This window comes from Flexithrix dorotheae DSM 6795, assembly GCF_000379765.1.
Lineage (GTDB): Bacteria > Bacteroidota > Bacteroidia > Cytophagales > Flammeovirgaceae > Flexithrix > Flexithrix dorotheae.
Genome location: NZ_KB903443.1, coordinates 562781 through 574131, shown reverse-complemented (window position 1 = coordinate 574131; position 11351 = coordinate 562781). Strand labels below are relative to the sequence as shown.

The 11351-nt window shown below is 38.0% G+C and carries 9 protein-coding genes; all 9 read left to right on the top strand.

Annotated features, from left to right (window positions below):
* The first annotated feature begins 471 nt into the window (after window positions 1–471).
* The 9 genes from A3EM_RS0117925 to A3EM_RS0117880 all read left to right on the top strand — a co-directional run bounded on the left by A3EM_RS0117925 (window position 472) and on the right by A3EM_RS0117880 (window position 11302).
* The gene (locus tag A3EM_RS0117925; protein WP_245576517.1) at window positions 472–3126 is read left to right on the top strand and encodes a glycoside hydrolase family 2 protein; all 2655 of its coding nucleotides are present in this window, start codon (window positions 472–474) and stop codon (window positions 3124–3126) included.
* 240 nt (window positions 3127–3366) lie between these two features.
* Complete coding sequence (locus A3EM_RS0117920; RefSeq protein ID WP_026210375.1) at window positions 3367–4719, top strand: Gfo/Idh/MocA family protein; 1353 nt, start codon at window positions 3367–3369, stop codon at window positions 4717–4719.
* 12 nt (window positions 4720–4731) lie between these two features.
* The gene (locus tag A3EM_RS0117915) at window positions 4732–5724 is read left to right on the top strand and encodes a Gfo/Idh/MocA family protein (RefSeq protein WP_020529616.1); all 993 of its coding nucleotides are present in this window, start codon (window positions 4732–4734) and stop codon (window positions 5722–5724) included.
* Window positions 5725–5773: 49 nt separating this feature from the next.
* Window positions 5774–6991 carry an N-acetylglucosamine-6-phosphate deacetylase gene (gene nagA / locus A3EM_RS42790; protein ID WP_020529615.1) on the top strand — a complete coding sequence of 406 codons (1218 nt, stop codon included), beginning with the start codon at window positions 5774–5776 and terminating at the stop codon, window positions 6989–6991.
* Between the two features lie 6 nt (window positions 6992–6997).
* Entirely contained in the window at window positions 6998–8236 is a 1239-nt protein-coding gene (locus A3EM_RS0117905) for an Nramp family divalent metal transporter (protein ID WP_020529614.1), read from the top strand.
* A gap of 280 nt (window positions 8237–8516) precedes the next feature.
* The gene (locus A3EM_RS0117895) at window positions 8517–9146 is read left to right on the top strand and encodes a Crp/Fnr family transcriptional regulator (RefSeq protein ID WP_020529612.1); all 630 of its coding nucleotides are present in this window, start codon (window positions 8517–8519) and stop codon (window positions 9144–9146) included.
* Between the two features lie 228 nt (window positions 9147–9374).
* Window positions 9375–10208 (top strand): universal stress protein, encoded by an 834-nt coding sequence (locus tag A3EM_RS0117890; protein WP_020529611.1) that lies wholly within the window; start codon window positions 9375–9377, stop codon window positions 10206–10208.
* Window positions 10209–10266: 58 nt separating this feature from the next.
* Window positions 10267–10833: a YeeE/YedE family protein gene (locus tag A3EM_RS0117885; RefSeq protein WP_020529610.1), complete on the top strand. Its 567-nt coding sequence runs from the start codon at window positions 10267–10269 to the stop codon at window positions 10831–10833.
* A gap of 55 nt (window positions 10834–10888) precedes the next feature.
* The gene (locus A3EM_RS0117880; RefSeq protein WP_026210373.1) at window positions 10889–11302 is read left to right on the top strand and encodes a DUF6691 family protein; all 414 of its coding nucleotides are present in this window, start codon (window positions 10889–10891) and stop codon (window positions 11300–11302) included.
* The last annotated feature ends 49 nt before the right edge of the window (window positions 11303–11351 follow it).

The window sequence follows — 11351 nt, the reverse complement described above, 5'->3', positions numbered from 1 at the left end:
TTTTTCCAAAGTTTATGACTATAATTTCCATAAAATTATAATATCCTTTTGTTTAATTCTGTGATTTTAAAAAAGTTGCATTAGTCTGCCTGCTGTTTATGAGGTTGTTTGCTTTTTCTAGAATCCAGGAATCTTTCTTTTAATATTCCCTGTTGAATCCATTATCCAAAAAGACACTCTTAGCATAACTATTCCGATATTTACCTAATTTATTCTTTATCAAATAGATAAATATACAGATAATTAATTCCTAATTGTAGTATTGCAAATTAAAAGGATTTTTTTATAATTTCCTAATTGTAGTATTATTTTAAATCCCCGTTTCAAACGATAATTAAACTTGTTTGAAGGAACAGCTTCAGATGTTTTTAAAATTCCCAACTTTGACTTAAATTATAAAAAAGTAGCCTATTGATTTGAAATTGTGTCCGCACACACTAATTTTATTTAAAATTATCAATCAAATATTTAATGATGACACAACAAAATAACACTTTACAACGATCAATTTTAATTCTGTTTACCATACTTACTTTTGGCTCAAATATGCTGGCTCAAAGTAAGTATGAATTAGGTGGGGAATGGTGGTGCCGGCCTATTTCGGAGGTTTCTGCTTCTGGAGAAACTATTTCGAATCCCTCTTTCAAGACCTCAAAATGGCTTCCTGCAACGGTACCGGGAACTGTATTAACCACACTCCTTGACAACAAGTTAATTCCAGACCCTTTTTATGGAATGAATAATGAGAAAATTAAGGACATTTACGATACAGGAAGGGATTATTATACTTATTGGTTTGTGAGGGATTTTAAGGAAAAGGCAGAAACGGGAGAACAAATTTGGTTACACTTAAGAGGGGTAAATTACAGTTGTGAAATTTATTTAAATGGAAAGAAAGTAAATTCCGCTACTCATAAGGGAATGTTTCTCCGCCAGACCTATAATATTACCGACCTTCTGGCTTCGAATGGTAAAAACCGACTGGCAGTTATAGTTTATCCACCAGACCCAGTTGGTAACCCCAATGGCGGTCAGGGTGGTGATGGAACAATTGCCAAAAATGTTTCCCATCAATATGTGGCAGGATGGGACTGGATACAGCCAATCAGGGATAGAAATACAGGTATTTGGGATAAAGTTTTCATAGAAAAAACCGGCTCAATCAATATAAAGAATCCACATGTAATCACACTCGTACCTAATAAAAGGAACTCTTCTGCAGACAAGCAGGAACCTGCCATATTAAAGGTTTCAGCAGAAGTAGAAAACCCAACTTCCAGTGAGGTTTCAGGAACCTTGAAATATACTTTGGAAGGGAAAGAAATGATCAAAAACATAAAAATTGCTCCTAATACTACCCAGGAAGTTGATTTTGATGAGCTAATTGTAGAAACTCCAAAGCTTTGGTGGCCAAATATGTATGGAGCCCAGGACCTTTATACAATTGATATCACTTTCCAGGAAGGAAATGAATCCCCATCGGATAAGGAATCTGTTCAATTTGGAATAAGGGAAATTCAAAGACAATGGAATCCCAAAACCCAAAGTATGGAAATTCTGGTGAATGGTCAGCGGATCTTTATCAAAGGGGGAAATTGGATCATTTCTGATGCCATGCTTAGATTTTCAAGGGAAAGATATGATGCTGAGGTGAGGTTCCACCGGGATATGAATTTGAATTTAATCAGAATTTGGGGAGGGGCTTTATCAGAAAGACCGGAGTTTTACGAAGCTTGTAATAAGTATGGAATGCTGGTCATTCAGGATTTCTGGATGTCAGGAGATTGCAATGGAAGATGGCTTGACCCTAAAAAATTAGAGGATCAATGGACCAGAAGAAAATATCCTGATGACCATAATCTGTTTTTAACTTCGGCTAAAGACCAGATAAAAATGATCCGGAATCATCCCTCACTTGCCATGTATTGTGGTGGAAATGAAATTACTCCACCGGAAGATATACTGCTTCCTCTTAAAGATGAAATAATACCTGAATTGGATGGAACCAGATGGTTTATTGAATATTCTAATGCAGATAGCATGTCCTATAATTTTATTGGTGGAAATGGGGATGGACCTTATGGCATCCAACCTATTGATGTATTCTGGAATCACCAGACTTTTCCCTTCAATTCGGAAGTTGGCTCTATTGGAGTAGGGGATATCGAGTCTTTAAGAAGATTTATTCCCGAAGCAAATTTAGTTCCTCCAGCTTATAAAGATACTTTGGTGGATGAAGTTTGGAGGTATCATAAGTACATTGGTTATCTGGATTTTATCAGACCATACGGAGATGCAGAAGATGCTGCTGATTTTGGCAAGAAAGCCCAATTGGTAAATTATAATCAGTACCGAGGACTAATGGAAGGTTTTAGTTCCCATATGTGGGAATGGTATACAGGTACCATTATTTGGAAAACCCAGAATCCATGGACTGCCATGCGGGGCCAAATGTACGATTATTATCTGGATCCTAATGCCTGTTTATATGGTTTGAGAAAAGGAAGTGAAGCTTTACATGTGATGTATAATCCAACGGATGGAATGGTAATGGCAGTGAATAATACTTTTCAGTACCATAGGGATCTTATGTTACAAATCGAAACCATAGACATGGAAGGAAATAAGGAATTATTCACCCAGGTTTTTTCAAATATTGGTCCGTCCACGGTCAAAAAATTTCTGTCAGTAAAAAAGCTCTTGGACAAAACTGCTGCGGAAAATGGCGTATTCCTAAATATCAAACTGGTTGATACTGCTCAAAAAATAGTGAGTGAGAATCTATATTGGGTTCCAAATAAAGAAGGTAATTATTCAGGTTTAAAGCAACTGAAAACGAGTAACCTGGAAGTAAAGTACACAAAAAAAGGTGAAGGAAAATTGGCTGTTACCCTAAAAAATCCGGCTGATAACCCTGTAGCATTTTTTAACCGTGTTTCAATTATTAATGCTTCTACTGGAAAACGGATTTTACCGGTTTTTTATAGTGATAATTATATCTCAGTAATTTCCGGAGAAGAAAAAGAAATTGAACTTGAATTTAATTTCCAATCTGTGAAAAAAGAGGATTTGAAATTGACTGTAGAAGGTTGGAATGTGCCTAAAATGGAGCTTGATATAGAATAAAAGGCTGAAGTTTATATCCTGAAAAAACTACCCCTTGAAAACTCCTGAAGGATTAAAATTTCTTCAGGAGTTTTTTGATTGTTAAAGTCTAACCAGCTCTATCGTTGAAGAAATAATTATTTCAGCAACTTTTTTTCCTTAATGAACTGGCAAAAGCTTGCGTTTAATTACGGAAAATTTCTAAATTTAGAAAATCCCCTTTCATATCATTTTTTTAATCATTACGACAACCAAAAAACAATGTCAGAAAATAAGCATACAAGAAGAGATTTTATCAAAAAAACCGCATTGAGTTCCACCGCTTTGATGGCTGGAGGGGTATTGCCTCAGTTTAGTGCGCAAAGTTATGGCCGTATTTTAGGGGCAAATGAAAAAATAAAAGCATCGGTGATGGGTGTAAATAGCAGAGGAAAAGCCCTTGCTACCAACTTTGCCCAACAAGATATATGCGATGTCATTCATGTTTGTGATGTTGATAGCAGAGCCATTTCTTCCTGTCTTGATGCCCTAAAAGAACGACAATCGGTGGAAGCTAAAGGTATCACTGATTTTCGAAAATCACTTGAAAGTTCTGATGTGGATGTTTTGGTGATTGCCGCTCCTGATCACTGGCATGCCCCGGCTTCTTTGTTGGCAATGCAGGCAGGTAAAAATGTGTATGTAGAAAAACCGTGTAGTCATAATCCCAAAGAAGGGGAAATTTTGGTGGAAGCCGCTAAAAAATATGGAAAAGTTATCCAAATGGGAAACCAGCGGAGATCATGGCCTAATGTAGTGGAAGGGATCAATGCGGTGAAAAACGGAGAAATTGGCCGGGTATATTTTGGGAAAGGCTGGTATACCAACAATCGCCAATCTATAGGGATTGGAAAGCCTATGGCAGTTCCGGATTGGTTGGATTGGGAACTCTGGCAGGGCCCTGCTCCGAGGAAAAACCTGAAAGATAATTTGATTCACTATAACTGGCACTGGCATTGGCACTGGGGAACTGGTGAGGCCCTAAATAATGGTACACATATGGTCGATCTTTTGCGCTGGGGAATGGAAGTGGATTTTCCCACAAAGGTAAGTTCAAATGGTGGCAGGTACCGCTATCAGGATGACTGGGAAACCCCTGATACACAGCTTATTAACCTGGAATTTGGTGACAATTTAACCATGACCTGGGAAGGCAGAAGCTGTAATGGAAAACCTATAGAGGGAAGTTCTGTGGGCGTTGTGTTTTATGGAGAGGAGGGAAGTATTTTAATTCCGGGAGGAAATAGCTATACCGTTTTTGATTTAAAAGGAAAAGTGGTGAAAGAGGTGAAAGATTCCAAAGAAATTGATCCCAGAAATGCGACTAACCCAGCGGAACATTTGGATGCCCTTCATATCAGGAATATGTTTAGTGCTATCCAAGATGGAACGGCACTAAATGCGGATATAGATTCCGGTCACAAAAGTACCTTATTGGTGCAACTGGGAAATATTGCCCAACGTGTAGGAAGTTCCCTGAATACAGACCCAAAGAACGGTCATATCATCAAGCATCCTGAAGCGCAGAAGCTATGGAGCAGGACTTACGAAAAGGGATGGGAAATGAAACTATAACCAACAAATAAAATGAGCACCAGAAGAGCATTTGTAAAACAGGCAGGAAAAGGAATTGCCCTGTCTTCATTAGCGGTTTCCAGTCCATCACTACTATATTCTGACTATTTGGGAGGAGGGGAAACAAAAAATAAAAAAATCCAAATTGGCATAATCGGAGCTGAAAATTCCCATACCCGTGGCTTTGGGAAAATGTTTAATATCGACAAAAAATTCCCAGGGGTAGAGGTGAAATATGTATGGGGGGAAACCGAGGCTTTTGCCAAAGATGCCATGGAAAAAGGCGGAATTCCCAATATGGTAAAAGATCCATCAGAAATGCTGGGGAAAATAGACGCCTTAATTGTAGATCACAGGCACGGAAAATATCATCTTCCTGCCGCCACTCCTTTTTTGGAAGAAAAAATTCCCATTTTTATTGATAAGCCTTTTTGTTATCGCTTGCAGGAAGGAATCGATTTTTTACAAAAGGCACGTAAGCTGGGTACACCCGTTACATCTTTTAGTTCTATCGCTCAAAACGAGGAAACTTTTGATATCATGGAACAATTGAAAGATTTTGGGGAAATCAATCAGGTGATCAGATCAGGTAGTGTGGATTTGAACTCTGAATATGGTGGCGTGTTTTTTTACGGTGCTCATATTATTCAACCGTTGATGTACATGTTTGGCGATGACGTAGAAAAAGTCCGAATCATCAAAAATGGGAAAAACAGCGGAGCCTCCATGGTTTTTGCCAATGGTATGTTGGCTTCTTTGGTATTCACTACAAAAAAATATGGCTGGCAGACTTTTGTGGAAACAGAAAATGGTATTAATGAACTGAAATCAAGAGTAGAACCAAAGAATCCAGGCAGAAACTATGTGGATATGGTGGAAATGTTTCGAACCGGGAAAGAACCCAGAAGTCATAAAAGTATTTTAAGTGGAGTGGCTGTTTTGGAAGCTTTGGAGAAGTCGGTTTCAAGTGGTCAATGGGAAAAAGTGGAGTCTTTTACCATTTAAGTTTAAGGTTTTCGCCTGCCAGTTCTACTTTTTTAACCTTAAATTTCCAATGAAAAAATTTTTTACCCCCATTTTCCTCTTATTCTTCCTCACAAGTTTAGCCCAAATGGACAATAAGGCACTAAATAACATTGAAGGCATATTTTATTCCGATAATGGATACATTTCCATATCAACAACTGCGGGGAAAATTGCGGCTATTCAGAGAATGGAAGAAAAAAATCCCGGACAAAAGCTTTTCATTGCCCCGGGTTTAATTGATATTCAGATTAATGGTTACATGGGGGTAGATTTTTCTGGGCCCGATCTTACTTTAGAAGGTGTAAAAAAGGCTACAAAAGCCCTTTGGCAAGCTGGAGTGACAACTTATTTCCCCACCATCATTACCAGTGATATTAGCCGGATGAAGAAAAATTTTGCTATTCTGGCTCAGGCTATGGAAGATCCGGAGATTGGAAAATCAATTCCCGGGTTTCATCTGGAAGGACCTTATATTTCCCCAATAAAGGGATTTCGCGGGGCACATCTGGAGAAATATATCAAAGCCCCGGATTGGGAAGAATTTCAGGAAATTCAAAAAGCAGCCAAAGGGGGTATTAAAATTATTACGGTGGCTCCCGAGTTGAATGGGGCAATTCCCTTTATCAGAAAATGTGTGGAAAGCGGAGTGTTAGTATCTCTGGGACACCATAATGGAAATGCTGAGCAGATTAAAATGGCGGTGGATGCAGGTGCAAAAATGGCTACACATTTGGGAAATGGCTGTGCCAATGAAATCAACAGACATCATAATCCTTTGTGGCCACAGCTGGCAGATGACCGGATTACGCCAAGTATAATAGCGGATGGGTTTCATCTGACTAAGGAAGAAGTGAGGAGTTTTTACAAAGTAAAAGGGCCGGGAAAAACCATACTGGTATCCGATGCTTTGGATTTGGCTGGTCTGCCTCCCGGGGAATATGTTCGGGGAGAAAGAACACTGGAACTTACACCAAATGTAGTGAAATTACCTAAAGAGAATGTGCTGGCAGGAGCGGCTTCCCCAATTAGTAAATGTGTGGGTGTAATGATGGAATTCACCAGATGTAGTTTAAATGAAGCCATTCAGATGGCAAGTACTAATCCCGCTGAAATAATGGCATTAGAAAATATAGGTACTATCTCACAAGGAAAAAGGGCTGATTTAATTGTTTTTTCCATGGAGCATAATGAAATGAAAATAAAGCACACTTATATAGCCGGGGAATTGGTCTATTCGCAACCTTAATTCAATATGACAAACAATACTTCAACTCACAAAATTTTAAAGGCCCTTAGTGCAGTTGGACCAGGACTGTTTCTGATTGGATACAATATTGGTACAGGAAGTATCACTACGATGGCTAAAACCGGTGCGGAACATGGAATGGGACTTTTTTGGGCACTTGTACTTTCCTGTATTTTTACTTTCGTTTTGATGGTAGCCTATGGGAAAGTGACACTTGTCTCGGGACATACTGCCTTATTCAACTTCAAAAAAGAATTCAAATGGGGTTGGGTTTTATCCCTTTATATCATTATAGCACTCATTATCGGGGAATTACTCGCCCTTATGGGGGTAATGGGCATCGTGGCAGACCTGATACAGGAAGGTATCCGGTTGGCATCCGGAGGAACAATAATCAGTACCGGATGGATTATTCTCTTTTTCTCTATTCTGCTTTATTTTTTTATCTGGTATGGTCGGTATCAGGCATTTGAAAAAGTACTCACCGTTTTAGTGGTGTTGATGGGAATCTCTTTTATAGTGGTATTTTTCATGGTGAAACCGAGTTTCTCAGCTTTGGCATCGGGCATAGTTCCAAGAATCCCAGATACTCCTGGTTCACTTGGACTAATTGCAGCTATCACTGGAACAACATGTTCTGCAGCAGTTTTCATTATGAGAAGTGTGGTGGTTTCTGAAAAAGGCTGGTCGGTTAATGACCTAAAAACTGAAAAAAAGGATGCTTTTGTTTCTGCCTTTATGATGCTATTACTTAGCGGAGTAATTATGGCAGTTGCAGCAGGGACGCTTCATATATCAGGCTTAAAACTGGATAATACGGTTGAAATGATTTCCCTTTTCCAGCCACTGGGAGGAAAAGCGGCTGCGTTTATCCTGATTATTGGCATTGCAGGTGCTGGTTTGTCTACTATATTCCCCATTGTACTCATTGCTCCCTGGCTTATCGCTGATTACCGGGGAGTGTCCAGAAATATCCATTCTAAGCAATCAAGGATACTTATTCTTATAGCCATGACATTTGCTTTTGGAACAGTATTTCCGGAAGAAAGACCCCCGGCTTTGATGATATTTTCACAGGCATTTCAGGCTTGTATTTTACCGGCAGTGGCTATCCCAATTTTCGTTCTGATTAACAGGGAAAAATTAATGAAGGAAAACAAGGCAGATTTGAGACTAAATATTGGAATTGTAGCCGTTATTCTTTTTTCCCTGATTACTACCTGGTTTGCCATTGTGGATTTTTAATTCGAGAAACGCTGGTCTACTCGACTGAAACGCTTTGTCTTTTATTTTTTATTGAGAAATCTCTTGTTGAAATAGGAACAGTTGTTTACAAAACTTAACATAATGAAAGTTATGATTATTTATGTATTGTCCTGACATAGCCTTACACAAAATTGTAAGTATATGAAAATCAAGGAAAAAGAAAAAAATGAAAAATATTTCAAATTTTGTTTTGGAAAAAAAAGCTGTTTTCGAAGGGATCAAATAACTTTATACTTTACCTAATCAAGCACATAAAAAAATGGAAGAAAAGCTCCAGACTTTTTACGGGAATTTATTCGAAAAAAAACTTATTCAGGAAATTGCCGAGGTAGGAATTTATAAACAAGTTCCGAAAGGTACCCGGCTTATTGAAATTGGCAGTTTGATCAAAAGCATCCCCCTTTTGCTTACCGGAGCTGTTAAAATTTTGCGGGAAGATGAGAATGGTAATGAATTGCTATTGTACTTCTTGGAAAAAGGAGATACCTGCGCCATGACTTTAACTTGTTGTATGGGGAATACCCGAAGTCAGATCAGGGCCATTGCTGAATTGGATACGGAGCTGATTTTTGTTCCCAGCCAGAAAATGGAAGATTGGCTGAAATATAAAACATGGCGGGACTTTGTATTCGAAAGTTACAACACCAGGCTTTACGAAATGCTGGATGCTATAGATACTCTGGCTTTTTTAAACATGAATGAAAGACTATATAAGTACCTGAAAAATAAGGTGTTGATTAAAAAAAGCAAGGAATTACCCATCTCACATCAGGAGATTGCCTATGAGTTAAATACTTCAAGAGTGGTGATTTCCAGGTTATTGAAACAGCTTGAAAATGAGGGAAAGGTAAAATTGTACCGCAACAAATTGGAAGTTTTGGAATTCTAGAGCCCTTTACTTTTTATAAAAAAAGTACCAGAGTTCCACTCCGGGAATTCCATTCCGGATAATAATATTATATGATAGTTAATTCTGGCCAAACTATTAAAAAATTTATTTTACGTTTTTTTCAACTTTACCAAGTGATTTTCCTTGTGTAACAAATGTTGCTGTGTACAATCCAAAGGGAATTTACTTTTGTGGCTATAATCTTGAAACAATGATTTTAGTCATATTATGAAAATCCTGTTACTTACAAAATTCTCAACTGCAGAACATCATCTGTTTGAATTTACACAAAAAATTAACAATGTCTTACCCCTTGAAGTGGACATACTTCGTGTGGTTAATGCTTATCCTCAGGTCCCTTTAAAGCCAGATGGAAGCATTATAGATCCTTGTGTAGATTATGATCTGTCTGCATTAACAGATCAAAAGTTATCTGAATTGGCCATTGCCAATGAGTTCAAAGCAAAATTTCCTTTTATCCAAGCACCAATGGTAGAAATTGGTAATCTTGAAAAAATTGTCAGGTATAAAATAGTTAAAAAGGGTTATGATTTAATCCTCATGGGTGGGCATCAAACTACCCTGATAGAGGATTTGACTCATGAAAGCACCGTGACCCGAATCATGGAGTTATCCGATTTACCAGTTCTTAGTGTAAAGTTTGAGCAATCATCTCATTCCGAATTAAATAAAATCGGTATTTTCGATGATTTTAACTTTAAGAAACCCAGAAAACTTTCTGCACTAATCCAGATTGCAAAAGCTTTTCATGCTGAAGTACATTTATTTAGAATGTCGGGAGGAAAAGGTGGAAGCTTAAACGGGCATGATGAAGTCATGAAAAATTTTGCGATGGAAAATGAACTGAGTGATTTTCACATCCATAATTTACCGTTGGATGGCAAAAATGAAGAAAGTGTAATTGCCGAAAATATACAGAAGGAAAATTTACAACTCATTGCCATACCGGAATTACACCGGAAAACCATCAGTTGGATGATGTCCAAAAACATTAAGGCCAGTATAGCTGACCACGTTTTGGCTCCACTACTCATTTATTAAAATCCATTAAATCAACAGGTTATAAAACCTGCAGCAACTAGTAGAAATTTTTAAACAAATGAACATAATTGAATTGATTTCACAACCCTGGCCATGGTATGTGTCTGGGATTATGATTGCCTTTATCATGTTTTTATTACTTTTTGAAGGGAAGAATTTTGGGATGTCTTCTAATTTGCGCACCATGTGCTCCATCGGAGGAGCTGGTAAATTTGCCGAATTTTTCAATTTTGACTGGAAGTCACAACGATGGAATCTGATTGTAGTGGCAGGTGCAATCATTGGGGGGTTCATCGCCTCAAATTTTCTCACACCTAACCAAACCGTTGATTTAAATTCCGAAACAATTAAAGCCCTGAACAATATGGGTTTTTCTGATCCGGGACAGCATTTTGTGCCTTCAGAAATTTTTGGTATTGAAAATCTTTTTTCCCTGAAAGGACTATCTATCCTGGCAATAGGAGGTTTCCTGATTGGATTTGGGGCCCGTTATGCCGGAGGATGTACTTCAGGCCATGCCATTAGTGGGCTGAGTAATTTACAAATGCCTTCACTCATTGCTGTGATCGGATTTTTTATTGGAGGGTTAATCATGACCCATTTTCTGCTTCCAATTATTTTTTAGAAGGAGGATTTAACAAACTTAATGAAATTGGTAAACTCGATAAAATTCAAATTAAATGAAATACATAAGATTTTTAATGATAGGTATGCTCTTCGGCATTGTAATGTTTAAATCCCAGGCGGTTTCCTGGTACAGAATTTTTGAAATGTTCCGCTTTGAGTCCTTTCACATGTACGGGATTATAGGTACAGCCTTGCTTTTCGGAGTAATTATAGTTCAATTGATCAAACGGAAACAAATGAAAAGTAGAAAAGGCACACCTATCATTTTTGCTCCAAAAAATAAAAGTATACCCAGGTATTTGATTGGAGGGATTATTTTCGGTCTTGGCTGGGCACTGGCCGGAGCTTGTCCCGGGCCAATGTATGTACTGATTGGGAGTGGTACTTTTTCCATCCTGATTGTACTTATCGCAGCACTTTTGGGCACTTTCACCTATGGGTTATTCCGAAGGAAATTACCCCATTAACCCAATATTAATGGCAGGAAATTTTAATCCATGTTATTTTATTTAACCA